20 protein-coding genes are annotated in these 24,852 nt (G+C 71.2%); 4 read left to right on the plus strand and 16 right to left on the minus strand.

Annotation, left to right across the window (positions count from 1 at the left end; translation table 11 throughout):
* Positions 1–174: 174 nt before the first annotated feature.
* A complete protein-coding gene (locus ABZV38_RS23125) occupies positions 175–879 on the plus strand; it encodes a nucleotidyltransferase domain-containing protein (protein ID WP_356329758.1) in 705 nt (234 codons plus the stop codon).
* On the opposite strand, the gene ABZV38_RS23130 is transcribed toward ABZV38_RS23125, so the two are convergent.
* The 14 genes from ABZV38_RS23130 to ABZV38_RS23195 form a co-directional block, all read right to left on the minus strand.
* Positions 869–1,663 (minus strand): nucleotidyltransferase domain-containing protein, encoded by a 795-nt coding sequence (locus ABZV38_RS23130; protein WP_356329760.1) that lies wholly within the window; start codon positions 1,661–1,663, stop codon positions 869–871. The two genes, ABZV38_RS23125 and ABZV38_RS23130, sit on opposite strands and share 11 nt — an antisense overlap.
* Positions 1,664–1,666: 3 nt before the next feature.
* The gene (locus ABZV38_RS23135) at positions 1,667–2,689 is read right to left on the minus strand and encodes an ADP-ribosylglycohydrolase family protein (protein WP_356329763.1); all 1,023 of its coding nucleotides are present in this window, start codon (positions 2,687–2,689) and stop codon (positions 1,667–1,669) included.
* Positions 2,686–3,420, minus strand: a complete 735-nt coding sequence (locus ABZV38_RS23140) for an NUDIX domain-containing protein (RefSeq protein ID WP_356329764.1) — start codon at positions 3,418–3,420, stop codon at positions 2,686–2,688. The genes ABZV38_RS23135 and ABZV38_RS23140 overlap by 4 nt, the downstream gene beginning before the upstream one ends.
* Entirely contained in the window at positions 3,417–4,496 is a 1,080-nt protein-coding gene (locus ABZV38_RS23145) for an AAA family ATPase (protein WP_356329766.1), read from the minus strand. Before ABZV38_RS23145 ends, ABZV38_RS23140 begins: the two co-directional genes overlap by 4 nt.
* Complete coding sequence (pnuC, locus tag ABZV38_RS23150) at positions 4,493–5,146, minus strand: nicotinamide riboside transporter PnuC (RefSeq protein ID WP_356329767.1); 654 nt, start codon at positions 5,144–5,146, stop codon at positions 4,493–4,495. The genes ABZV38_RS23145 and pnuC overlap by 4 nt, the downstream gene beginning before the upstream one ends.
* A 131-nt stretch (positions 5,147–5,277) precedes the next feature.
* Entirely contained in the window at positions 5,278–6,393 is a 1,116-nt protein-coding gene (locus ABZV38_RS23155; protein WP_356329769.1) for a pseudouridine synthase, read from the minus strand.
* Complete coding sequence (gene scpB / locus ABZV38_RS23160) at positions 6,393–7,043, minus strand: SMC-Scp complex subunit ScpB (RefSeq protein ID WP_030977295.1); 651 nt, start codon at positions 7,041–7,043, stop codon at positions 6,393–6,395. The genes ABZV38_RS23155 and scpB overlap by 1 nt, the downstream gene beginning before the upstream one ends.
* Positions 7,040–8,119 (minus strand): segregation/condensation protein A, encoded by a 1,080-nt coding sequence (locus ABZV38_RS23165; RefSeq protein ID WP_356329771.1) that lies wholly within the window; start codon positions 8,117–8,119, stop codon positions 7,040–7,042. Before ABZV38_RS23165 ends, scpB begins: the two co-directional genes overlap by 4 nt.
* A gap of 104 nt (positions 8,120–8,223) precedes the next feature.
* On the minus strand, positions 8,224–8,838 hold the full coding sequence (locus ABZV38_RS23170) for a hypothetical protein (RefSeq protein ID WP_356329811.1): 615 nt from the start codon (positions 8,836–8,838) through the stop codon (positions 8,224–8,226).
* On the minus strand, positions 8,835–9,953 hold the full coding sequence (locus tag ABZV38_RS23175; RefSeq protein ID WP_356329774.1) for a ParA family protein: 1,119 nt from the start codon (positions 9,951–9,953) through the stop codon (positions 8,835–8,837). The genes ABZV38_RS23170 and ABZV38_RS23175 overlap by 4 nt, the downstream gene beginning before the upstream one ends.
* A 369-nt stretch (positions 9,954–10,322) precedes the next feature.
* A complete protein-coding gene (gene ald, locus ABZV38_RS23180) occupies positions 10,323–11,438 on the minus strand; it encodes an alanine dehydrogenase (RefSeq protein WP_356329812.1) in 1,116 nt (371 codons plus the stop codon).
* Positions 11,439–11,581: 143 nt separating this feature from the next.
* Entirely contained in the window at positions 11,582–13,642 is a 2,061-nt protein-coding gene (locus tag ABZV38_RS23185; RefSeq protein WP_356329776.1) for a tetratricopeptide repeat protein, read from the minus strand.
* Positions 13,643–13,834: 192 nt separating this feature from the next.
* On the minus strand, positions 13,835–14,461 hold the full coding sequence (locus ABZV38_RS23190; RefSeq protein ID WP_356329778.1) for an NUDIX hydrolase: 627 nt from the start codon (positions 14,459–14,461) through the stop codon (positions 13,835–13,837).
* A 90-nt stretch (positions 14,462–14,551) separates the two neighbouring features.
* The gene (locus tag ABZV38_RS23195) at positions 14,552–16,225 is read right to left on the minus strand and encodes a CTP synthase (RefSeq protein WP_356329780.1); all 1,674 of its coding nucleotides are present in this window, start codon (positions 16,223–16,225) and stop codon (positions 14,552–14,554) included.
* A 408-nt stretch (positions 16,226–16,633) separates the two neighbouring features.
* Between ABZV38_RS23195 and ABZV38_RS23200 the strand changes: the two genes are divergently transcribed.
* From ABZV38_RS23200 to ABZV38_RS23210, 3 genes are all read left to right on the plus strand, one after another.
* On the plus strand, positions 16,634–18,436 hold the full coding sequence (locus tag ABZV38_RS23200; protein ID WP_356329782.1) for a glycoside hydrolase family 15 protein: 1,803 nt from the start codon (positions 16,634–16,636) through the stop codon (positions 18,434–18,436).
* A gap of 108 nt (positions 18,437–18,544) precedes the next feature.
* A complete protein-coding gene (locus tag ABZV38_RS23205) occupies positions 18,545–19,954 on the plus strand; it encodes an FAD-binding oxidoreductase (RefSeq protein WP_356329784.1) in 1,410 nt (469 codons plus the stop codon).
* 95 nt (positions 19,955–20,049) lie between these two features.
* Positions 20,050–21,693: a PucR family transcriptional regulator gene (locus ABZV38_RS23210; RefSeq protein ID WP_356329785.1), complete on the plus strand. Its 1,644-nt coding sequence runs from the start codon at positions 20,050–20,052 to the stop codon at positions 21,691–21,693.
* 39 nt (positions 21,694–21,732) lie between these two features.
* Here the strand turns inward: ABZV38_RS23210 and ABZV38_RS23215 are convergent, their stop codons facing one another.
* Positions 21,733–22,830 carry a glycosyltransferase family 4 protein gene (locus tag ABZV38_RS23215; protein WP_356329787.1) on the minus strand — a complete coding sequence of 366 codons (1,098 nt, stop codon included), beginning with the start codon at positions 22,828–22,830 and terminating at the stop codon, positions 21,733–21,735.
* Positions 22,831–23,068: 238 nt separating this feature from the next.
* Positions 23,069–24,814, minus strand: coding sequence for a DNA repair protein RecN (gene recN, locus ABZV38_RS23220; RefSeq protein ID WP_356329790.1), 1,746 nt, complete (start codon positions 24,812–24,814; stop codon positions 23,069–23,071).
* Between the last annotated feature and the right edge of the window lie 38 nt (positions 24,815–24,852).

Below are 24,852 nucleotides of genomic sequence, written 5' to 3' on the forward strand. Positions count from 1 at the left end.
TCCCTTCCGAAGGGGATGGATTATCGACAATGTCGATCAGAACCAGGGCTTCTGCCACTCGGGGCCGGCCAGGAACAGGGCGATCGGGCGTTCATCGGGATCCCTGGTGTCCAGTGCGGAACTCCCCTGCCGCAACGCGCTTCCCCCCGAAGCCCCTCGCGTACCCTCGCCCGCATGATCACTCCCGATGCCGAGACTCTCGTACGCGATCACACGGTCTACTCCTGTGTGATGGGCTCACGCGCGTTCGGGCTCGCCACGGACGACAGCGACACCGACCGGCGCGGTGTCTTCCTGGCGCCGACCCCGCTGTTCTGGCGGTTCGACAAGCCGCCGACGCATGTCGAGGGCCCGGCGCAGGAGCAGTTCTCCTGGGAGCTGGAGCGGTTCTGTGAACTGGCGCTGCGCGCCAACCCCAATGTGCTGGAGTGCCTCCACTCGCCCCTGGTGGAACAGACCGACGCGGTGGGCCGTGAACTCCTCTCCCTGCGCGGCGCGTTCCTGTCCCGGCTCGCCCACGAAACCTTCATCCGCTATGCGCTGGGGCAGCGCAAGAAGCTGGACGCGGATGTCCGGCAACACGGTGCGCCGCGCTGGAAGCACGCCATGCATCTGCTGCGGCTGCTGGCGAGCGGCCGGGATCTGCTGCGCACGGGCGAGCTGACGATCGAGGTGGGCGAGGCCAGGGAGGAACTGCTCGCGGTGAAACGGGGCGAGATTCCGTGGCCGGAGGTGGAGCGCCGCATGACGCGGCTGGCCGAGGAGAACGACGAGTCGGCACCGGGCTCCCCGCTCCCACCGGAGCCGGACCGGGCCCGGGTGGAGGACTTCCTGGTCCGCACCCGCCGGGCGTCGGCGCAGTCACCCGTCACCGGCTGACCGGACCCGCCCCCAACCGCGCACGCACCACAAGCTCGTGCAGCCCGTCGAACCCGCCCGCCGCATCGGGCAGCCCCGACTCCCCCTGTGCCTCGTCGAGCACCTGGTGCAGCGCCTCCACGTCCCCCTGCACGGCTCCCCCGCTCAGGCCCTGCGCACCCGCGTGCTCCGCCTCCGCCTTCGCCGCGATCAGATCGGGCAGATATCCCGGCGACGTCACCTTCCCCAGCAGCGTCGGCAAATGCGCCAGCACCTCGCCGCTGCGCATCAGGTGGATTCCGGTCAGCAGCGCCCGGAACGTGTAGAGCAGCGGCTTCAGTTCGCCGGTCTTCTCGAACAGCCGCCACTGTGTGTTCGCGAACCCCCGGTAGTGGTGCGCGTGGTTGCGCGTCACTACCGCGGGCGCCAGCTCGACCAGCTCCGCGTGCAGCTCACTCGTGTGCAACACCAGCGGCGACAACAGCTGCTCCAGCACGTAGCCGTTCGGCTTCAGCATCAACCGGACGAACTTCCGCAGATCGTGGGTGACGAGGTCCATCTCGACCCCATCCCGGTCCCACATCCGCGAGCGCGTCTCGTCCGGTTCGCGCAGTCCCACCAGCTCCTCGGCGGGCAGGAGGTGGACCCCCCGCAGGTCCACGTCCGAGTCCCGGGACGGGAACCCGTACAGGTGCGCCCCGGAAACCGTGGCGAACAGCAGCGGGCCGGCCTCTTCGGCGAGGACCGGGCCGAAGTCCGTGACCGGCAGCCCGGCCGCGTGGAGGTGAATCGTTTCCGTACGCATGGGTCAAGAGTCCCAGAGCGCCCCCAGCGAGAGCAGATCGCTCCGGTATTCGATCCGCTCCGACCACTCCTTGGGCCACGCCCCGGCCCCCAGATGCGCCCCGGCCAGCGCCCCGGTCAGGCAGCCGATGGAGTCCGAGTCACCGCGGGTGCAGGCGGCCCGGCGCAGTGCGGTGACCGGTTCGTCGGGGAAGAGCAGGAAGCAGTGCAGAGCCGTGGCGAGAGCGTCCTCGGCGATCCAGCCGTCGCCGGTCGCCTCGCACGGGTCGGTCTCCGGTGACGGGTCGCGCAGGGCGTCCTGGACACGGGCCAGTGCGGTCAGGCACTCGTCCCAGCCGCGCTGGATGTAGCTCTCGCCCGAGTCGTCGCCCGCGTACCGCCACAGGTCGCCGAGCCAGCGCGTCGGGTAGCGGCTGCTGTTCTCGTACGCGTACGAACGCAGCTGCCCGATCAGCCCCGTCGGCTCCGCGCCCTGCGCCAGCAGGTACACCGCGCGCGCCATCAGGTCGGAGGCGGCGAGCGCCGTGGGGTGGCCGTGCGTGAGGGCGGCCTGCAACTGCGCCGCACCGGAGCGCTGTTCCTCGCTCAGTCCCGGTACGAGCCCGACCGGCGCCACCCGCATATTGGCGCCGCAGCCCTTGGAGCCGGTCTGGCTGGCCTCCTGCCAGGGCCGGTCGCTGTCGAGCAGCCGGCAGGCGCTCATGCAGGTGCGGCCGGGGGCGCGGTTGTTGTCCGGCGAGTGGTACCAGTCGACGAACTCCTCACGTACCGGCCGGACCAGCCGCAGCGGGGTGAGCAGTCCGCGGTCCATGGCGGTGCGGATGCCCCGCGCGAGGGCCAGCGTCATCTGGGTGTCGTCGCTGACGAACGCGGGGTTCGGCAGCCGCATCTGCCGCCACGGCCCGCACTTGGCGAGGATCGACGGCACGTTGTTGAACTCGGTCGGGAAGCCCAGCGCGTCGCCGAGCGCGAGGCCCGTCAGTGCGCCGGTGGCGGCCTGTTTGGTGATGGTCCGGGTCACGATCATGCGCTTCGTCCGTCCGGTCGCAGAAGTGGAGGGTGCAGGGCGGTGGCGACACCCGCCCGGTACAGAGCGGCCGGTTTCCCCCGTCCGCCGGTGCGGCGCGGTGATCCCTCCACGGCCTGGACGAAGCCGGGCGTGGTGAGGACCTTGCGCCGGAAGTTGGGCCGGTCGAGCTCGACGCCCCAGACCGTCTCGTACACCTGCTGGAGCTCGCCCAGGGTGAACTCGGCCGGGCAGAAGGCTGTCGCCAGGCAGGTGTACTCGAGTTTGGCGCCGATCCGGTCGTGCGCATCGGTGAGGATGCGGTCGTGGTCGAAGGCGAGCGCGCCGAGGGCTCCGGCGTCCCACCAGCGGGCGTTGGCCGCGTCCCCGCCGCCGCGCGGCTCGGGCAGATCGGGAACGAGTGCGGTGTACGCGACGGACACGACCCGCATCCTGGGGTCGCGGTCCGGATCGCTGTAGGTACGCAACTGTTCCAGGTGAAGGGCGGACACGGTGGCCTCGGTCAACCCGGTCTCCTCGGCGAGCTCCCGACGGGCGGCAGTCTCGGCGGACTCACGGGGCAGCACGAAGCCGCCGGGCAGGGCCCAGTGGCCCTTGTACGGGTCCTCGCCGCGTTCGACGAGCAGGACGTGCAGCCGGCCGTCGCGGACGGTGAAGACGGCGAGGTCGACGGTGACCGCGAACGGTTCGAAAGCATGCGGGTCGTAGCCCTCGGGGGCGCCGGTGCTCATCGTCGCTCCGGGAGGGGTGCGGCGAAGTCCCAGCCCGCGGCGAGCACGGCGTCGACGGCGGCGACCGCGGTGTCCAGGCGTTGCCGACGGGGTCCGGTGAGCTCGATGAACTCTCGTCCCGTACGGATGAGTTCGGCCCGGAAGCGGTCGGTCATCCAGGGCCGCAGCTCCTCACCGTCGCGCAGCCCGTCGTCCTCGAAGGCGACGCCCTTGTGGTCGGTGAGCAGCCACAGGTGGTGGGCGACCCGGTCGGCGGTCTCCTCGACGCGCGGGTTGCGGCCGCCGATGTACCGCTCGTGCCAGACGGTGGTGGCGAAGGAGTCGGTGTCGCAGAAGAGCACCGGGGACCCGGTCCGGGCGGCCGCCTCCTCCTTGGCGTTCTGGGTCGCGGCGATCAGCGGGAAGTCGTCGGTGGTGAAGGCGACGTCCTCCCACTGGGCCCCGGGCCACCCGGCGCGCAGCGCGGCCAGCTTCTGCTCGCTGAACTCCCGCCCGTACTCGGCGACATACCGGGTCTGCGCCCAGACGCCACCGCGCCGGCGGTAGTGGTCGGCGAGGGCGCGGGCCATCGTGGTGGTGCCGGTGGACTCGGCGCCGAGGACGACGATGCGGCGCGTGAGCGCGGCCCGTACGGGCGGCTCGAGGAAGTCCCAGCAGCCGACCGGGTCCTTGCGGACGGCGGTGCCGGAGACCGGGAAGACCGTACGGCCGGGGTCGACGCAGACGGGTTCGGCACCGAACCGGCGGGCCAGTTCGTTCCCGTACGGCTCCGAGGTGAAGACGGCGTCGACCTTCTCCGGGACGGCTCCCTCGAAGACAGTCATATGGGCGTCCCAGATCGCCGGGTCATGGAGATCCATCGGGATGTCGTCGACGGCGCCGACGACCCGTACGTCCGGGTGCACCTCCCGCATCCAGGCCACCCGGTCGGCGAGGGGGACGGACTCGACCGAGGCGGCGCAGACCAGGACGGTCAGCCGCTCGCAGCGGTCCTGGGCGGTGCGGACGAGGTGGTGATGCCCGGCGTGCGGCGGATAGAACTTGCCGAGCACGAGCCCGTGCCGGAACCGCGTCACCCTGCCACCTCCGCCAACTCCCGCTGCGGGACGTAGAGATCGCGCTTCCAGTTGCGCAGCCCGACCAGGCACAGCGTCAGGAAGCCGGCGTACAGCAGGGAGGTCAGATAGAGCTCCTTGTACGCGTACAGCGGGATGTACACCACATCGGCGGCGATCCACAGCCACCACGACTCGACGAGCTTCCGGCACTGCCCGTACGTCGCAGCCAAGGACAGCGCGGTCGTCAGGGCGTCCCAGAACGGCACGGTCGAGTCGGTGGCGTGGCTGAGGAGAACGGTCAGTGAGCCAGTCCCCAACACCCCTGCCGCGCACAGCCGGATCCATTCGGTGCGGGTGGTGCTCCGCACCGGCAGGTCCGGGGAGCCTGGTCCACCCCCGTGGGTCCAGGTCCACCAGCCGTACGCGGCAAGGGTGATGAAGACGATCTGCAGGCCGGCGTCGGCGTACAGACCGGACTGGGTGAACAGCAGGATGAAGAAGAGGTTGTTGGCGATGCCGATAGGCCAGTTGGCGAGATGCTGGCGGGCCACGAGCCAGACGCACAGCGCTCCGCTGCCGAAGCCGAGCACCTCGGTCCAGCTGACCGGGGTGCCCAGGACTGTCACCAGGGGTTGCTGCAGGGGATCGAGGATGTCCGCGAGACTCACACCCGCCTCCTTAATAGTCATTCTGACTATAAAGGCGATCCGGGGGCAGCAAAAGGCCCGCGGCCGGTTTCCTGTTCGAAATTCGAAACCAGGAACCGGCCGCGGGCCGTACAGCGGACGCCGGACGTGGACTACAGACCGACCTCGCCCATCAGCATGCCCACCTCGGTGTTGGTGAGGCGGCGCAGCCAGCCGGACTTCTGGTCGCCCAGCGGGATCGGCCCGAAGGACGTCCGCACCAGTCGCTCGACCGGGAAGCCGGCCTCGGCCAGCATCCGGCGGACGATGTGCTTGCGGCCCTCGTGGAGGGTCACCTCGACCAGGTAGTTCTTGCCGATGTTCTCGACGACGCGGAAGTGGTCGGCGCGGGCGTACCCGTCCTCCAGCTGGATGCCGTCCTTGAGCTGCTTGCCCAGGTCGCGCGGGAGCGGTCCCTGGATGGCGGCCAGGTAGGTCTTCTTCACGCCGTACTTCGGGTGGGTCAGCCGGTGGGCCAGCTCGCCGTGGTTGGTGAGCAGGATGATGCCCTCGGTCTCGGTGTCCAGCCGGCCGACGTGGAAGAGCCGCGTCTCACGGTTGGTGACGTAGTCGCCGAGGCACTGGCGGCCCTCCGGGTCCTCCATCGAGGAGACGACACCTGCGGGCTTGTTCAGCGCGAAGAAGAGATACGACTGGGCGGCGACGGTCAGGCCGTCGACCTTGATCTCGTCCTTGTGCACATCGACGCGCATGCCCTGCTCGACGACGATCTCGCCGTTGACCTCGACGCGGGACTGCTCGATCAGCTCCTCGCACGCACGGCGCGAGCCCATGCCGGCCCTGGCCAGGACCTTCTGCAGACGCTCGCCCTCCTGCTCGGCGCCGGGGTGGGTCTTGGGCGTCTTGATGTCGGGCTTGTTCGCGTACCTGTCCCGGTTGCGCTGCTCGATCTTGGCGTCGAGCTCGCGCGAGCGGGACGGGGCGCCCTGCGGTCCGCGCCGCGGGCCGCCGGTCCGCGCGCCGCCCTGCGGGGGCTTCGGGCCGCCCTTGGCGCCACCGCGGGCCGTGGCGCCGCGGCCCTTGCGGGGGCCGTCACCGCTCTGCTCGCCGGCGCCGGTGCCGCCCACGTCGTAGCGGCGCTCCTCGGGGCGGGGCCGGCGGGGACGCTTGTCCTGCCTGTCGTCGCGCCCGGCGCCGCCACCCCGGGGGTTCCGGTTGCCGCCGCTCTTGCCGCTGCCGCTTCCGCTGTTCCTGCCACTGCTTCGCATCAAAATTCCGTCTTGTCGTCTGCGTGAGTATCCGGGGTGTCCGGTGCGTCCGGATCGAACGACGGCACACCCTCTAGCGTCTCAGCCTCGATCGCGTCCGCCTCGGGGAGGAAGGGCGCGAGCTCCGGGAGCTCATCCAGGCCACGCAGGCCCATCCGCTCCAGAAAGTAGTTCGTCGTCCTGTACAGGATCGCACCTGTTTCGGGTTCCGCGCCCGCTTCCTCGACCAGGCCCCTCTGCAGGAGGGTCCGCATCACGCCGTCACAGTTCACACCGCGCACCGCGGAGACGCGTGAACGGCTGACCGGCTGGCGGTAGGCGACCACCGCGAGGGTCTCCAGAGCCGCCTGGGTGAGCCGGGCCTGCTGGCCGTCCAGCACAAAGCCCTCGACGGCCTCCGCGTACTCCGGGCGCGTGTAGAAGCGCCAGCCGCCCGCGACCAGCCGGAGATCGAAACCGCGGCGCTGCACGGTGTACTCGTCGGCCAGCTCCCGCAGCGCGTCGGCGACGGCCCGCCGGGGCCGCTCCAGCACCTTGGCGAGGTGTTCCTCGGTGGCGGGTTCGTCGACGACCATGAGAACGGCCTCCAGGGCGGGCTTGAGCTCAAGATCCGCGACGGTGCTCGCACCGGTGGGGCGCTGCTCGCTCATGCCTGCACATCCTCTTGTACGTCCATGTCCTGCACCTCTTGATCGAACTCGTCCGTCACCACGGGCTCGGCCTCCTCTCCCCCGGCCCAGCGCACCATGAGCTCGCCGAGCGCCTCCTCCTGGTCGAGGGTGACGACCTTCTCCCGGTACAGCTCCAGCAGCGCCAGGAACCGGGCGACGACGGTGAGGGTGTCCGGGGCGTCCTCGGTGAGCCCCCGGAAAGTGATCTCCCCCGCTTCCCGCAGCCGCGCCACGACGATCTCGGCCTGCTCGCGCACGCTGACCAGCGGGGCGTGGATGTGATCGACGTACACCTGCGGCTTGGGCTTCGGCTGCATCGCTTTCACGGCGAGCCGGGCGAACCCCTCGGCGCCGATGCTGATCACCACCTCGGGCAGCAGCTCGGCATGGTGCGGCTCCAGCCCCACGGTCCGGGGAAAGCGCCGCCCCTCGGACTCCAGGCGGGCGCTGAAGATCTCCGCGATGCGTTTGTACGCGCGGTACTGCAGGAGCCTCGCGAAGAGCAGGTCCCGCGCTTCGAGCAGCGCGAGATCGGCCTCGTCCTCCACCTCGGCGGTGGGCAGCAGCCGCGCGGCCTTGAGATCGAGCAGAGTCGCGGCGACCACGAGGAACTCGGTGGTCTGGTCGAGATCCCAGTCCACCCCCATGGCCCGGATGTGGACCATGAACTCGTCGGTGACCTTGGAGAGGGCGACCTCGGTCACATCGAGCTTGTGCTTGGAGATGAGCTGCAGAAGAAGATCGAACGGCCCCTCGAAGTTGGCCAGCCGAACGGTGAACCGTCCGTCGTCGGCGGGGGCCCCGGAGGCGGCGGTTTCAGCGGGGGCCGAAGGGCCGACGGTGTCGGCGGGGGCCGCAGGCGTCGCGGCGGCCTCCGTGACGGCGGTCGAGGGGCCCGGGGACGCCTCCACGGTGCCGGGGAGGGCCGGGGCGGGGGACACACCTGCGGAGCCCTCCACCACCGCGGCCCCGGCCGCGGACGGCGCAGGCCGGTCCCCCGGACCGCGCCCCAGGGGGCGCCGGGGCGTGCGGGCGGGCTCGTCGGTCGTCGGCATGGGGGTCCAGGGTGCGGCGGCGGATACGGGCGGGCGGTGGGCCGTACGGAGGCCGGGCCGCTCGGCGACGGCCCCCCGGGCAGGCTACCGGCCCGCCGTACCGGTCAGCGGCCGCGCAGCCGCCGTACGAGGATGCTCGCGTCGCCCCGCGACTCCAGGTCCGCGAGAACGACGGCGACCGCCTCGCGGACGATCCGCCCGCGGTCGACGGCGAGCCCGTGCTCGCCGCGCAGTACGAGCCGCGCGTGTTCGAGGTCCATCAGTTCCTCGGCCGAGACATAGACGGTGATCTTCTCGTCGTGGCGTTCCCGGCCGCTGGGCCGCCGGTTCGCCCCGCGTCCGCCTCCGCGCCTGCGCTGCTGCTGGACGGCCGGAACGGCCTCCTGCTGCGTGGCGGACGGTGTCCCGGACGAGGGCTGGGGCCGACGGCCCGCCTGAGCGGCCGCCCCCCGGTCGTTCTCCCCGCCCCGGCTGCGGGAGTCCCCCGCGTCGGCGTCCGCCGCCGAGTGCTCCTCCCCGGACGGTACGGTCCCGGCTCGACCGGTCTCGGTCGCGCTCCCGGACGCCCCGGATCCGTCCGCCGCGGAATCGCTCTCACCGGCCGGAGCCGGCACCCGCGCCTCGCCGTTCGCCTTGCGCCGCCGGTCCGCGGGGGACGAGGACTGCAGCCCCATCCCCCCGGTGGTGCGGAACAGTTCGTCGGCCCCGGGCAGACTCACTCGGCGTGACACCGGGCGAGCACCTCCCTGGCGAGCTGGCGATAGGCGGCTGCACCGACCGAGTTGGAGGCGTACGTGGTGATGGGCTCACCGGCGACCGTGGTCTCCGGGAAGCGCACCGTGCGCCCGATCACCGTGTGGTAGACGTGCTCGTCGAAGGCCTCGACGACCCGCGCGAGGACCTCGCGGCTGTGCACCGTACGGGAGTCGTACATGGTGGCGAGAATGCCGTCGAGCTCCAGCTCCGGGTTGAGCCGCTCCTGCACCTTCTCGATGGTCTCGGTGAGCAGCGCCACACCACGGAGTGCGAAGAACTCGCACTCGAGCGGCACTATCACCTTGTGAGCCGCCGTCAGGGCGTTCACCGTGAGCAGGCCCAGCGAGGGCTGACAGTCGATCACGATGTAGTCGTAGTCGGCCATCAGCGGCCTCAGGGCGCGCTGCAGCGTGGACTCCCGGGCCACCTCACTGACCAGCTGCACTTCGGCGGCCGACAGGTCGATGTTGCTCGGCAGGAGGTCCATGTTGGGCACGGCGGTCTTCAGGAGGACCTCATCGGCCGCCATGCCCCGCTCCATGAGCAGGTTGTAGACGGTGAGGTCGAGCTCCATCGGGTTGACGCCGAGACCGACCGACAGGGCTCCCTGCGGGTCGAAGTCGACGAGCAGGACACGGCGTCCGTACTCCGCGAGTGCGGCACCGAGGTTGATGGTCGACGTGGTCTTGCCGACGCCACCCTTCTGGTTGCACATCGCGATGATCTTCGCGGGACCGTGATCGGTCAGCGGGCCCGGGATCGGGAAGTAGGGCAGGGGCCGGCCGGTCGGGCCGATCCGCTCGCGGCGCTGACGGGCAGCGTCGGGCGCGAGGGTGGCCGCGTACTCCGGATCGGGCTCGTACTCGGCGTCGGGGTCGTAGAAGTGCCCCTGGGGCACCTCGTCGAAGTCGGCGAAGTGGGCGGTCTCTCGGCCACTCTCGTTGCCGGCCATGGCGTTCACGTTTAGGCCGTCCATCATCTGGGGGGCTGTCGTCATGTGCTGGTGGGTGGCGAAGGTGCGGACAGCGACGGAGCCGACAGCCTCCAGCCCGATCGGGCTCTGGCCCCGTGCAGGCATCCCTGGTTGAACACCCCCGGGAGTAAATGTCGACTCATTCACAAGTCGTCTTACCTCCTTGGACGTGACCAGGAAACTTATCGATAGGTCAGCGTGACACCATGCCGACGATTGGCGACTCTATGGCGTGTCACCGGTTCGCAGCAACACAATCCGCCGGACCCGGCCCGATGTGTCGGCAATCGAACACCCCTCTGTCAAGGGCGCAAGGTCACTCCGGCGCACATTTCACCGCTGCACGAAACGGGTAAAGGGTTACGTTCGAGGCGAGTTGGACAATGCTCCCACAGGGGCCCGACACGCGTCCGGCCGGACCTTGCTCGGCAAGGTCCGGCCGGACGCGTGAGGTTGACGAAAGGTGTTGACCCGTCAGCCGAGAAGCGTGCTCAGCTCGACGTGCTCCAGACCGTGCGCCTGCGCCACCTCGCGGTAAACGACCTGGCCCTCATGGGTGTTGAGGCCCTTGGCGAGCGCGGCGTCGCGGCGAAGCGCCTCCGTCCAGCCGCGGTTGGCGAGCTCCAGGATGTACGGCAGCGTGGCGTTGGTGAGCGCGTACGTGGAGGTGTTCGGCACCGCACCCGGCATGTTGGCGACGCAGTAGAAGACCGAGTTGTGGACCGTGAAGGTCGGCTCGGCGTGCGTCGTCGGGTGCGAGTCCTCGAAGCAGCCGCCCTGATCGATTGCAATGTCGACAAGTACACTTCCGGGCTTCATCTTGGCGACGAGCTCGTTGGTGACCAGCTTCGGGGCCTTCGCGCCGGGGATCAGCACGGCACCGATGACGAGGTCGGCCTCGATGACCGCCCTCTCCAGCTCGAAGGCGTTGGAGACGACCGTCTTCACCCTGGTACCGAAGACCTTGTCGGCCTCGCGCAGCTTGTTGATGTCCTTGTCGAGCAGCGTGACATGGAAGCCGAGACCGACGGCGATCTGCGTGGCGTTCCAGCCGGAGACGCCGCCACCGATGACGACGGCCTCGGCGGGCGCGGTACCCGGGACGCCGCCCGGCAGTACGCCGCGGCCGCCGACCGAGCGCATCAGGTGGTACGCACCGACCTGCGGGGCCAGCCGGCCCGCGACCTCGGACATCGGGGCGAGCAGCGGCAGCGCGCGGTTCGCGGTCTCGACGGTCTCGTACGCAATCGCCGTGGTGCCGGACTCCAGCAGCGCGTCCGTGCACTCGCGGGAGGCGGCGAGGTGCAGGTAGGTGAAGAGCGTCTGGTCCTTGCGGAGGCGGTGGTACTCCTCGGCAACCGGCTCCTTGACCTTCAGGAGCAGGTCGGCGGTGGCCCAGACCTCGTCGGCGGTGGGAAGGATCTGCGCCCCCGCGGCGATGTACTCCTCGTCCATGATCGAGGACCCGGCACCGGCGTTCTGCTCGACGACGACCTGGTGGCCGTTGCGGACGAGCTCATGCACACCGGCGGGCGTGATGGCCACGCGGAACTCGTTGTTCTTGACTTCGCGGGGGATACCGACCTTCACGTCGATCACGGTCCTTGACTCAGAGGGCTCTCCGGGCATAGAGGTGCATACCCGGATACACACAGTGTAAATGGAGACACCGCGATCGTACGCGGCAGGGCCAGTTTAATGAAGGGCTTCCCGCTGTCTAGCCTTACAAAGCATTAATTTTCAGTGGGCACACTACGGATTTCGTAGGTGGACCCCTCCTTGTCCAGCAGTCTCTGCGCCGTACCGCGGTGCAACCGGGCCGCAGCCGGGTCGCCGAGCCGGTCGAGCGTGTCCGCCAGCCGGAGCTCCAGCGCGGCCTGCAGCCGTACGTCCTTGGCCTGACGAGCCCACTCGACGGCCTCCTGACAGGTGCGCAGCGACTCCTGCGGCCGCCCCGCGTACTCCTGCACCCGCGCGGCCTCGCTGAGCGCCCGCGCCTGGGCGGCCAGGTCGCCGAGCCTGCGGTACCCGGCCGCCGCGGCCCGCCAGTTCCGCAGCGCCTCGCCGTACCGCCCGGCGTAGGTGTGGACGGAGCCGAGCCGCCCGTACAGCCGCGCCTCGTCGGCGAGCTCACCATGGGTGAGCCGCTGCGCGAGCGCCCGGCCGTACCAGTCGGAGGCCCGGTGGAAGTCCCCCAGCTCGGCGTAGGCGCCGCCTACGGATTCCATCGCCCTGCCGGTCGCGTACGGGTCCTTCGCCGTCCGTCCGGCGTCCAGCGCCGCCCGGTAGCGGGCCAGCGCCTCCCGCGTACGGCCGGTCCTGGCGTCCAGATCGGCGAGATTGAGCAGTGCGGCGGCCCGTTCGCGGGGCAGCTCGCGCCGCTCGGCGACGGCCAGGACCAGTCCGTGCAGTCCGTACAGATCGGATGCGGCGGCCTCGGTGCCCTGGTGCACGGCCAGCGCCCGCACCAGCGCGGCCACCAGCCTTCGCGCCAGGGTGTCGAGTTCACCGTCCTCGACGGCGATCCGGGCGGAGGCGAGCAGGGCAGGCCGGCGGATCCGCAGCCAGGCGGCGGCCGCCTCGGGGTGCGGAAAGCGCAGCGAGCTCGGCAGGCCGGCAAGCTTCCGACGGGCCGTGGAACTATCCGGTTCGGTGATGGCCCGGCAGGACTGGAGCTGGCGCACGGTCCGCTCCAGCATCCGGGCCCTGGCGAGTTGGATCTCGGCCGGCCGGTCCCGGTCGGCGAGCAGCGCCCGGAGCAGCGGGGCTAGGCAGCCGGGCACCTCGTACTGCGGCAGCTCCGCGCCATTGGTACGCAGCAGGCCCAGCCGGACGAAGTCGTCGAGGGTCGACTGGGCGGCCGAGACCGAGCAGCCGGCCAGCGCGGACGCGGTGTGGGCGTCGGCGAGCCCGGCGGGGGCGAGCGCGAGCAGTCGCAGTATCAGGCCCGCGGTCTGCGGCAGGGACTCGTAGACCAGCCGGAAGGCGCGGGCCAGCGGGCGGGCGCCGGTGGGCTGCTCGTCGTCCGGCAGCTCGCGCAGCTGCTTGGTGACATCGGCGACCGATGCCATGGGGTGGGCGGCGAGCCAGCCGCCGATCATGACCAGAGCGGCGGGCTGTCCGCCGCACTCCTCGGCGAGGCTCTCGGCGGTCCGCGGGTCCACCGTGATCCTGACCTGGCCGATGGCGCCGGCCAGCAGCTGGACCGCGGAGGCCGCATCGAGGCCGCCGATGGTGCAGGGGCGGACACCGGGGATGCCGGTGAGCGGGCCCTGGGCAGTGGCGACCACCAGGCAGTCCGGATTGTCCGGCAGCAGCGGGTCGACCTGTTCGGCGTCGGCCGCGTCGTCGAGCAGCAGCAGGACGTGGCGGCCGACGAGGGCCTCGCGGACCAGCTGGGACAGTTCGTCCCCGTCCGCGCCGGGCGGGCCGGCGACCTCCAGCTGGTCGAGCAGGTCGCGGGCGATGCGCTCGGTGGGGACAGGGGCGCCGCCGAGGTCGGTGAGCCGGGCCCGGAGCAGCCCGTCGGGGTAGTCGCCGGTGTCCAGCAGTACGCGGGTGAGTTCCTCGGCGAGTGCGGTGCGCCCGGAGCCGGGGCGTCCGGCGATCAGCAGGACTCGGGCACGGGCCGCTTTGCGACCGGCCAGGGTGTCCAGTCCGGCGCGTTCGATGTCGGCCTTCAGTGCCTTCAACTCGCGTTCGCGGCCGAAGAATTGGCGTGGGGCGGCGACGGACGGCCCCTCGGTCCCCGCTGCCGTTGCCGGGCCGCTGGTGTCCACCGCCTGATCCGTCACGGGCCACGCTCCACTTCGCTGCACGCGTTGCCCGCCGGGACTCCGGCCAGGGCGTTCCGAGCGTAGTTCAGGCGGATGTGCGAGCAGGGTGGAGCGCGGCGGGGAGGTCCCCCGATCGGATCAGCATTTTGTCCGATCAAAGGACCCCCGTTCGTCGCAACTGACCGTCGCGGCCGACGAACCGACGGGACCTCAGACCTCGAACGGCCTGGCCGGCCATGGCGCCTCCGCCGGCCGCAGCGAGTCGATCCCGTCGCCGCCGAGCACCGCCGCGAGCGAGAGGACCCCCACCACCAGACAGTTGTTGTGCAGCTCCCCGGCGAGCACCCCCCGCACGAGCTCCTTGAGCTCCACCCGGGCCAGCTCCATGTCGGCCTCCTCCTCGGAGACCTCGAAGCGCTCGCCGTCGGCCTCGGAGAGATTCCGGGCGAGGAAGATCCGTACCGCTTCGTCGCAGCCGCCGGGCGTGGTGTAGACGTCGGTCAGCACCCGCCAGTCCTCGGCCTTGACGTACGCCTCCTCGTAGAGCTCGCGCTGCGCCGCGTGCAGCGGGTTCTCACCGGGGATGTCGAGCAGTCCGGCCGGGATCTCCCAGAGCTTGTGCCGCACGGGGTGCCGGTACTGCCGCAGTACGAGGACCCGGCCCGCGTCGTCCAGCGCGAGCACGGCGACCGATCCGGGGTGGACCTGGTAGTCGCGGCGTACGACGGAGCCATCGGGCATCACCACGTCGTCGGTGCGGACGCTGGTCTTGTTGCCCGTGAAAGGGGTCTCGGTCGCGGTGACCGGCCACTCCTCGGGCGTGTCCTGGATACCCATCTACGTCCTCCCACAAAAAAACAGAAACCGGGGTACGGACCCTCAGTGGATCCGTACCCCGGTCAACGGTAACGCCTGCCTGCCGTCGGACTACTTGCCCGACGTGGTGCCCTGCTTGCTGCCGGTCTTGCGCTCGACAGCCGCCTTGACCAGGCCCGCGAAGAGCGGGTGCGGGCGGGTCGGCCGGGACCGGAGCTCCGGGTGCGCCTGGGTGGCGACCAGGTAGGGGTGGATCTCGCGCGGGTACTCGACGTACTCGACGAGCTTGTTGTCCGGGGACGTGCCGGAGAAGACCAGACCGGCCTTCTTCTGCAGCTCGGCACGGTAGGCGTTGTTGACCTCGTAGCGGTGGCGGTGACGCTCCTCCACGTACGGCTGGTCGTCGTACGCCTCACGGACCAGCGAGCCCTCGGCGAGCTTCGCCGGGTACAGGCCGAGCCGCATGGTGCCGCCCAGGTCGCCGGCGCCCTCGACGTACGCGAGCTGCTCCTCCATCGTCGAGATGACCGGGTGGGAGGTGGCGGCGTCGAACTCGGTGGAGTTGGCGTCGGGGATCTCGGCGAGGTTGCGCGCCGCCTCGATCACGATGCACTGCAGGCCGAGGCAGAGACCGAGCAGCGGCACCTTGTTCTCGCGGGCGTACTGGATGGCGCCGATCTTGCCGTTGACACCGCGGTCGCCGAACCCGCCGGGCACGCAGATCGCGTCGACGTCGGAGAGCTGCCTGGCGGCGCCGACCGGGGTCTTGCAGTCGTCGGAGGCGACCCACTTGACCTTGACGCGGGCCTTGTTCGCGAAGCCGCCGGCCCGGATGGCCTCGGTGACCGAGAGATACGCGTCGGGCAGGTCGATGTACTTGCCGACGAGCGCGACGGAGACCTCGTGGTCGGGGTTGTGGACACGGTCCAGCAGGTCGTCCCAGGTGGTCCAGTCGACGTCGCGGAACGGCAGGTCGAGCTTGCGCACGACGTACGCGTCCAGGCCCTCGGTGTGCAGCACCTTCGGGATGTCGTAGATCGACTTGGCGTCCACACAGGCCACCACGGCGGCCTCGTCGACGTCGCACATCAGCGAGATCTTGCGCTTGATGGCGGTCGGTACGTCACGGTCGGCGCGCAGCACGATCGCGTCCGGCTGAATACCGATGTTCCGCAGCGCCGCGACCGAGTGCTGGGTGGGCTTGGTCTTCAGCTCGCCGGACGGGCCGATGTACGGCAGCAGCGAGATGTGCACGACGAAGACGTTGTCCCGGCCGACCTCGTGACGGACCTGGCGGACGGTCTCCAGGAAAGGCAGCGACTCGATGTCGCCGACCGTGCCGCCGACCTCGGTGATGACGACGTCGACGTCGTCGGTCGCCATGCGGCGGATGCGGTGCTTGATCTCGTTGGTGATGTGCGGGATGACCTGGACGGTGTCACCGAGGTACTCACCGCGCCGCTCCTTGGCGATGACCTGCGAGTACACCTGGCCGGTCGTGACGTTGGCGGAGCCGTCGAGGTCGACGTCGAGGAAGCGCTCGTAGTGGCCGATGTCCAGGTCGGTCTCGGCGCCGTCGTTGGTGACGAACACCTCGCCGTGCTGGAACGGGTTCATCGTGCCCGGGTCGACGTTGAGGTACGGGTCGAGCTTCTGCATCGTGACCCGAAGGCCCCGCGCCTTGAGCAGGGCACCCAGGCTGGAGGCAGTCAGACCCTTGCCGAGGGAGGAGGCGACACCCCCGGTGACGAAGATGTGCTTGGTCGTCGTGGATGTGGGCTGCATAGCCAAAGGGGGCTCCCGTGGTCGCGGATCTTGAGGTGCGTACCGGCGTTGCCATCCGGAGACTCCGAAGGTGCCGTCGCTGCGGTTCGGGGGCCTCGTCCGCTGTTGCTGACGACCACCGGTCCACGGGCTACCAGGGTATCAGCGACTCGGGGAGCCTGCTTCCGGCCACGCCCGGCGCACCGGCCTCGCAAGATCACCACATTGTGTTCGGGCCCCACCCGATCGGCTCAGAGGTGTTACCTGGACCGTCGCGCGGATCATGGGCGTGCGTCGTATCCTGCTCGGACACTCGCAGCCGGGCGACCCATTCGAGCCCTCGGCTCCCCACAACAACCCCTTGCAACGACCTTTTTACCCGCAGTAAGCGCCCCACGGGGCGACGTGGCCGTTCGACTGGAGATGCACGTGGCCGGGCGCATCGAGGATTACGCACTCATCGGAGACATGCAGACCGCCGCCCTGGTCTGCCGGGACGGTACGGCGGACTGGCTCTGCCTGCCCCGCTTCGATTCGCATGCCGTCTTCGCGGGACTGCTGGGTACCGAGGAGCACGGCTTCTGGCGCCTGGGCCCCGCGCACGCGGCGGGGTCCGAACCGCCGCGCGCGGACCGGCGGCGCTATCGCGGCGACTCCCTGATCCTGGAATCGGAGTGGGACACGCCGCGCGGCACGGTCCGGGTGACCGATTTCATGCCCCCACGTGACAGTGCACCGCAACTGATCCGGATCGTGGAAGGGATCAGCGGCCGGGTGTCGATGCGCTCCGAGCTGCGGATGCGGTTCAGCTACGGGCGGGTGATCCCGTGGGTGCACCGGGTCGACAGCCGTACCGTCGCGGTGGCCGGCCCGGACTCCGTCTGGCTGGACACGCCCGCCGACACGTTCGGCGAGAACCTGACGACGTACTCCGACTTCACCGTCGCACCGGGCGACCGGATCGAGTTCACCCTCAGCTGGCAGCCCTCGCACCGGGAGCCGCCCGCGCTGCCGGACCCCGAGGGCGCGCTGGAGGCGACCGAGGACTTCTGGCGCGAGTGGGTCGAGCAGTGCACGTACCACGGCCCGTACCGGGAGGCGGTGGTCCGCTCGCTGATCACTCTGAAGGCCCTGACGTACGCCCCGACCGGCGGCATCGTCGCCGCGCCGACCACCTCGCTGCCGGAGGACATCGGCGGCTCGCGCAACTGGGACTACCGCTACACCTGGCTGCGCGACGCCGCGATCACCCTCTCCTCGCTGCTGCGCACCGGCTACCGCGAGGAGGCCCGCGCCTGGCGTGAGTGGCTGCTGCGGGCGGTCGCGGGCGACCCGGAGAACCTGCAGATCATGTACGGCATCGCGGGCGAGCGCGAGCTGGGCGAGGCCGAGCTGGACTGGCTGCCCGGTTACGAGAACTCCGGCCCGGTCCGGGTCGGCAACGGCGCGGCGAACCAGCTGCAGCTCGATGTGTACGGCGAGGTCACCGAGGCTCTGCACCTCGCGCACATGACGGGCCTGACCCGCAACGACTACGCAACAGGGCTCCAGCTCAAGCTGATCGAGTACCTGGAGAACCACTGGGACGAGCCGGACGAGGGCATCTGGGAGGTGCGCGGGCCGCGCCGCCACTTCGTCCACTCCAAGGTGATGGCCTGGGTCGCCGTCGACCGCACCATCAAGCTGATCGAGTCCGGGGACACCGACGGGCCGCTGGAGCGGTGGCGCGAGCTGCGCGACGACATCCACCGCGACGTCTGCGAGAACGGCTACGACAAGGAACGGAACACCTTCACCCAGTCCTACGGGTCGAAGGAGCTGGACGCGTCTCTGCTGCTGATCCCGCAGATGGGCTTCCTGCCGCCGGACGACAAGCGTGTGATCGGCACGATCGAGGCGATCCAGCGGGAGCTGTCCACGGAGGACGGGTTCGTGCTGCGCTACCCCACCACGGGCGAGGACGCGGGCGTCGACGGCCTGGAGGGCGACGAGGGAGCGTTCCTGGCGTGCTCGTTCTGGCTGGCGGACGACCTGGCGATGATCGGGCGGGTCGACGAGGCACGCCAGCTGTTCGAGCGGCTGCTGTCGCTGCGCAACGATCTGGGGCTGCTGGCGGAGGAGTGGGATTCGCGGCTGCAGCGTCAGGTGGGGAACTTCCCGCAGGCATTCAGCCACGTCCCTCTGATCGACACGGCGCTGCGGCTGACCGCGAGCGGGGCGTACGTGGGCTGACCGACGGACGGCGTGGCAGGACCGTGTGCGCCGGCCTGGGCCGGGCGAGACTTCGCGGACACGGACCTAGGATGGAAAGGACCTGTCACGCCCTCGGAAGGGGGCATCATGACGCCCCGCACCACCGGCATCAGCAGTACGACGGACAGCGCCCTGGACGGTCTGCGCCGGGACTTCACCGGCGAGGCCTTCGCTCCCGGTGACCCCGGATACGACGCGGCGCGCACGGTCTTCAACAGCATGATCGACCGGCGGCCCGCGGTGGTCGCCCAGTGCGCGTCGGAGTCCGACGTGGCACGGTCCGTGCGGTACGCGCGCGAGCACGGTCTGGAGATCGCGGTCCGTGGCGGCGGCCACAGCGTCGCGGGCATGTCGTCCACGGACGGCGGCCTGGTGGTCGACCTGCGCCGTATGAACGACGTGACCGTCTCCCCGGCCGACCAGGCGGCACGTATCGGCGGTGGCACCCTCATGAGGGATCTGGACCGGGCCACCCAGGCGTACGGCCTGGCGACCACCGGCGGCCGGGTATCCACCACCGGCGTGGGCGGCTTCGTGCTCGGCGGCGGCTCCGGCTGGCTGGAGCGCGGCTTCGGTCTGGCCTGCGACAACCTGCTGGCCGCCGAACTGGTGACGGCGGACGGCAGCACCGTCCACGCGAGCCTCGACGAGAACCCGGAGCTCTTCTGGGCACTGCACGGCGGCGGCGGAAACTTCGGCGTCGTCACCTCCCTCACGCTGAATCTGTACGAGCTGCCCGCCATGTCCTACGTGATGCTGCTGTACCGCCCCGAGGACGGGCCCGAAGTCATGCGTGCGTACCGCGACTTGATGACCTCCGCGCCGGACAGGGCGGGCGGTGCCTTCCTCTACTTCACCGGGCCGCCGGAGGACTTCGTACCGAAGCATCTGGTCTCCACGCTCATCTGCGCGGTCCTGGTCACCTGGACGGGCCCGCTGGGCGAGGCCCTCGACGTGTCCCGGCCGGTCCTCGCCATCGACCACGAGGCGGAGGTGATCTCCGACATTCCTTACGCGGAGCTGCAGTGCATGCTCGACGACCCGCCGGGACTGCGGAACTACTGGTCCGCCGAGTATCTCGACAGCCTCCCGGACGGGGCGGTGGACCTGTTCTGCGCCCGCGCCCCCGACATGCCGGTCCCCTCCAACTCACAGCACGTCCTCTTCCCGATGGGCGGCGCCGTGGCCCGGGGCCCCGCCGACTACCCGCTGCCGTGGCGCGCCGCCCGCTGGGCGGTGCACCCCTTCGGCATCTGGGAGAGCCCGTCCGACGACGAGCGCGGCAAGCAGTGGGTACGCCGCGTGCGCGCCGATGTCCGCCCCTGGTCCAGCGGCGCCGTCTACCTCAACTTCATCGGGCGCGAGGGCGAGGACCGGGTCGTCGCCGGACTCGGCGCCGAGAACTACGCCCGCCTCGCGGCGGTCAAGGCCACGTACGACCCCGACAATGTGTTCCATCTCAACCACAACGTCGAGCCGGCCTCCGTCGGCCGATGAACTCCCCCGACGACGCCCGCCCGCCGTCCGGCCGGTACCTTCCTGGTCAGAGCGACAGCCCGCCCGACGCGAACGGAAGCACGAGGCCCGGACCAGTGGAGAACCAAGGCGGCATCACCGTGCAGCGCGCCCTCGAGCTGCCGGGGCTGCGCAGCGGACTCCCCGAGGTGGTGGCCGGCGCGGACCGGCTGGGCCGCACGGTGCGCTGGGTGCACGCGGGCGAGGTCCCGAACATCGCCTCGCTGCTCAAGGGCGGTGAACTGCTGCTCACCACCGGCCTGGGCCTCGGCACCCGGCCCGCCGAGCAGCGCACCTTCGTGCGCAGGCTCGCCGACCGGGGCATCGCCGCCCTGGTGGTGGAGCTCGGGCCGCGGTTCAGCAGGCTGCCCGCCTCGATCGTGGACGCCGCACGGACCGCCGGTCTGCCGCTCGTGCAGCTGCACCGCGAGGTGCCGTTCGTGACGGTGACCGAGGAGATCCACACCGAGATCGTCAACGGCCACTACGCACTGCTGCGGCAGGCCGAGGACGTGCACCGACGGTGTACGGAGGCGCTGCTCGGGGGCGGCGGGGTCCCGCAAGTGCTCGGCATTTTGGCGGACTTCACCGCCAACCCGGTCTTCCTGGAGACGGCGGACGGTCAGCTGCTGTACGCGGCGGGCCCCGGCTCCGGCCCGGTCTCCGCCGATCCGCTCCAGGTCTGGGACGGGATGCGCGGCGGCCGGGCGGCCCGCGAGACACCGCCCACGGGCGCGGTGCTGGTGGATGTGCCGGGCGGCGGTCCGGGATCCGGTGCAGTACGGGCCAGGCTGGTGCTGCTCGCCGTGTCCGGGCCGCTGGTGACCGTGCACCGGATGGCGGCCGAGCGGGCGGCGGGCATTCTCGCCGTGGTGCTGATGCAGGCCCGCCAGGAGGAGGAGCTCGCCGCCCGCGGCCGCGGCGACTTCCTGACGGACCTCGCGGAGGGCCGGATCACGCCGGAGGACGCTCCCGCACAGGCACGCGTACTGGGCTTCAAGCCGGGCGAGGCGCCGATGCTCCCCGTGGTGATGCGGCTGGCCCCCGAGCTGTCCCCGTCGGGCAACTGGGCGCTGCTGGCGCGCGCGGTCCTGGAGGAGCTGTCGTCGGTGGGAGTGCCGGTACTGCTCGGCGTACGACCCGTGGAGGGCCGGGTTCCGCTGCTGCTCGGGCTGCGGTCCGAGACGGAGCGCACGGCGGTGGCCGACCGGGTCGCGGCGGCGCTGCGCGCGGGCGTCGAACGGGCCGGTCTGGAACGGGCCGGCTCGCATCCACCGGTCGTGGTGGTCGGGGTCGCGGGCGGCTGGGCGGCGGCCGGAGCGGGCCTGCGGCACGCGGCGGAGACGGCAACGGCCGCGCAGGGCCTCGGCGACCGGCCCTGGTACGACGCCCGGCGCCTGGACATCGACCTGCTTCTGTGGCGGCTGCGGAACCACCCGGACCTGGCGGCGTTCGTGGACCGGGCGATCGGCCCGCTGCGCGACCACGACCGCACGTCGCGCCCACCGCTGCTGCCCACCCTGGAGTCGTATCTCGCCCACGCGGGCCGCAAGGCGGAGACGGCACGCGACCTGCACCTGAACCGCCAGACGCTCTACAACCGCCTGGCCCGCATCGGCGAGCTGCTCGGCACGGACCTGGACGACCCCCAGACGGTCCTGGCCCTGAGCCTGGCCCTGAGAGCCCGCCGCCACGCCACATCGAGCCCATCGGGCGATTGAGGGCAGAACGACCACCGGCCCCCTCGGCGGCACCCCACGTCACCGCACCCGCGCACCCGCCGACGGCTGAGCCAACTCGTCGTACACGCTCAGCACTTGCGCGATCGTGTCGTCCTCCGTGGGCCAACTCGCCGCCTGCACCCGCCCCGCAGCAGCCATCCGCTCGCGCGCCGCCGGATCTCTCAGCAGCCGCGCCACGACCCGGGCCAGTGCCTCCGCGTTCCCGTACGGCACAAGTTCTGCCGCGTCCCCCACGAGTTCGGGCACCCCGCCCACCGCGGTGGCGACCAGCGGCACCCCCAGCCGCAGCGCCTCCTGCGCCAGCACCGACCGCGCCTCCCAACGGCTCGGCAGCACGGCCAGGTCCGCGGCGGCGAGGAGTCCGGCGATGTCGTCCCGCCCGCCGATCAGTCTGGCGGGCAGATCCTCGTTCCGGATCCGCCGCTGCAGGGCACCCCGGTCCCGTCCCTCCCCCGCGATGACCAGCAGGGGCACGGGGTCGAGTTGGCGCCACATCCGTGCCGCGTCGAGCAGCGTGCCGTACCCGCGATGCGGTACGAGACTGCCTACGGAGACGAGTAACGGCCGTTCCACCACACCGAGTTCGGCACGAGCCTTGCCGCCGTGGAGCAGAGCGGGGCGTCGTTGCACGGGAACGGCGACCGGCGCGAGGCGGGCGTCACGCGCACCTCGGCGCCGGGCGCGGTCGACCAGATCCGACGACGTGCCGAGCACAACGGCCGCAGCCCGGGCGGCCCTTCGCTCCAGCAGGTGGAGCAACCGGTTGCGGGCACCCTCGGCGTACGCCCGGGTGTGCCAGGTCAGGACCAGCGGTGTGCGGCGACCGCCGAGCGCAAGACCGGCGCGTACGGCGGCGTGCAGCCCGTGCGCATGGACCACGTCCGCCCCCGCACACGCCGCCCGCAGCGCGGCGACGGCGGCCGGGTCACTGCGTCGCGGTACGGGGACGAAGCGGGCCCCGGTACCGGAGAAGTCGTAGGCGCGGTCCAGTTCGGCCGGGGCGCAGACAGTGACCTGCACGCCTCTCGCCACCAGCCCTGCGGCCAGCGAGCCGACGTGAGCGCTGCTGCCCGCACTGCCGCCGCCCAGGACTTGGACCGTACGCAGCTGTGACACGTTGAATGGCTCCCGGAGCTCCCGAGTCGGCGGTATGTGCACCGCCAAGGATGCCAGTCCGTACGCACGTTCCGGGACCGTCGGGCCGTTGTTCCGGTGTGTGCGGCGACAACCGGGCGGACGTTACCACCCGGACGGGTGAGGACAGTGGTGCGATATTGCCGTGTCAGCGGCCCGACAGCGCCTCGGCGAGCCCGCTGATCCGGTCCCGGACCGGAGCACGGGGGCCGCGTCGCCCCTACCCGTCCGCCCGCGCCGTGGCCAGCAGCTCCTCCGCATGCGCCCGGGCCGTCTCCGAGTCCTCCTGCCCCGCAAGCATCCGGGACAGTTCCCGTACCCGGTCCTCGCCCTCCAGGACCGTGACACCACTGCTGGTCACCGACCCGTCGACCGTCTTCTCGACCAGCAGCTGACGGTCGGCGAACGCCGCCACCTGCGGCAGGTGTGTGACGACGACCACCTGCGCGGACCTGGCGAGCTTCGCCAGCCGCCGCCCGACCTCGACGGCCGCCTTGCCGCCGACACCCGCGTCGACCTCGTCGAATAGATACGTGGGCACGGGGTCGGAGCCCGCGAACACCACCTCGACAGCCAGCATCACCCGGGACAGCTCACCGCCCGACGCACCCTTGGCGATCGGCCGGGGCTGGGCGCCGGGGTGCGGGGCCAGCAGCAGCTCGACGTCGTCGGCGCCGGACGGACCGTAGACGACGCTCCGCCCGCCGATCTCGATGCCGGACGCCTCGTCCGCCGCGTCAGTCTGCCGGATGTCGAACGAGACCCGGGCGTGCGGCATGGCGAGCGAGGCCAGTTCCGCGGTCACCGCTTCGGCGAAGAGCGCTGCCGCCGCCGTCCGCGCATCGGTCAACGCCTGCCCGAGGCCGGAGAGCTCGGCCCGCAGCGCGTCCCGTTCAACCGTCAGCTCGCCGATCCGGTCGTCGTCGCCCTCCAGCTCGGTGAGCCGGGCGGCCCCGTCCTCGGCCCAGGCGAGGACGGCGGCGATGTCCTCGCCGTATTTGCGGGTCAGCCCGGTGAGCGCGGCGCGCCGATCCTCCACCGCGGCGAGCCGCAACGGGTCGGCGTCCAGCTGATCGGCGTACCCGGCCAGTTCGCCCGCCACATCGGCGAGCAGGATGGAGATCTCACCGATCCGGTCGGCGAGCGCGGCCAGCGCCGGGTCATGGGCGCGGACGGCGTCCAGCGACCGCCCGGCGGCCGCGACGACAGTCGTCGCGTCGACGGCCTCCTGGTCCTCCGGGTTGCCCGCGAGCGCGGCGTGCGCCAGGGCGGCAGCGGAGGAGAGCGCTTCGGCGTGGCCGAGCCGCTCGGCCTCGGCGGCCAGGTCGGCGTCCTCACCGGGCAGAGGTTCGACCCCGGAGATCTCGCCGAGCCCGAAGCGCAGCAGATCCGCTTCCTGGGCGCGTTCACGGGCGCGCGTGGTCAGCTCGTCGAGCTCCGTGACCACGGCCCGCAGCCGCCGGTACGCCGCCGCGTACTTGGCGTGCGGCACGGCGACTCCGTCGCCCGCGTACCGGTCCAGGGCCTGCCGCTGCCGGGCGGGCTTCAGCAGCCCCTGCTGGTCGGTCTGGCCGTGCACGGCCACGAGTTCGTCCGCGAGCTCGGCGAGCACGCCCACCGGCACGGACCTGCCGCCGAGGTGGGCGCGCGAGCGCCCCTCCGCGGAAACGGTACGGCTGATCAGCAGCGCACCGTCCTCGAGTTCGGCCCCGGCCTCCTCGGCCCGTACGGCAACCGCGTCACCGGCGGACACCGTGATCCGCCCCTCGACGACGGCAGCTTTGGCGCCGACCCGCACCAGGGCAGGGTCGGCGCGCCCGCCGAGCAGCAGTCCCAGGCTGGTGACGACCATGGTCTTGCCCGCGCCGGTCTCACCCGTCACCGCGGTGAAACCGGGCGACAGCTCCACCACCGCGTCGTCGATGACCCCGAGCGACCGTATCCGCATCTCCTCCAACACGGACACGACCTTACGAGGTCCGGGCCCCGGTGTGCGACGGGCCC

The sequence above is a fragment of the Streptomyces sp. NPDC005181 genome (genome assembly GCF_040608395.1).
GTDB lineage: Bacteria > Actinomycetota > Actinomycetes > Streptomycetales > Streptomycetaceae > Streptomyces.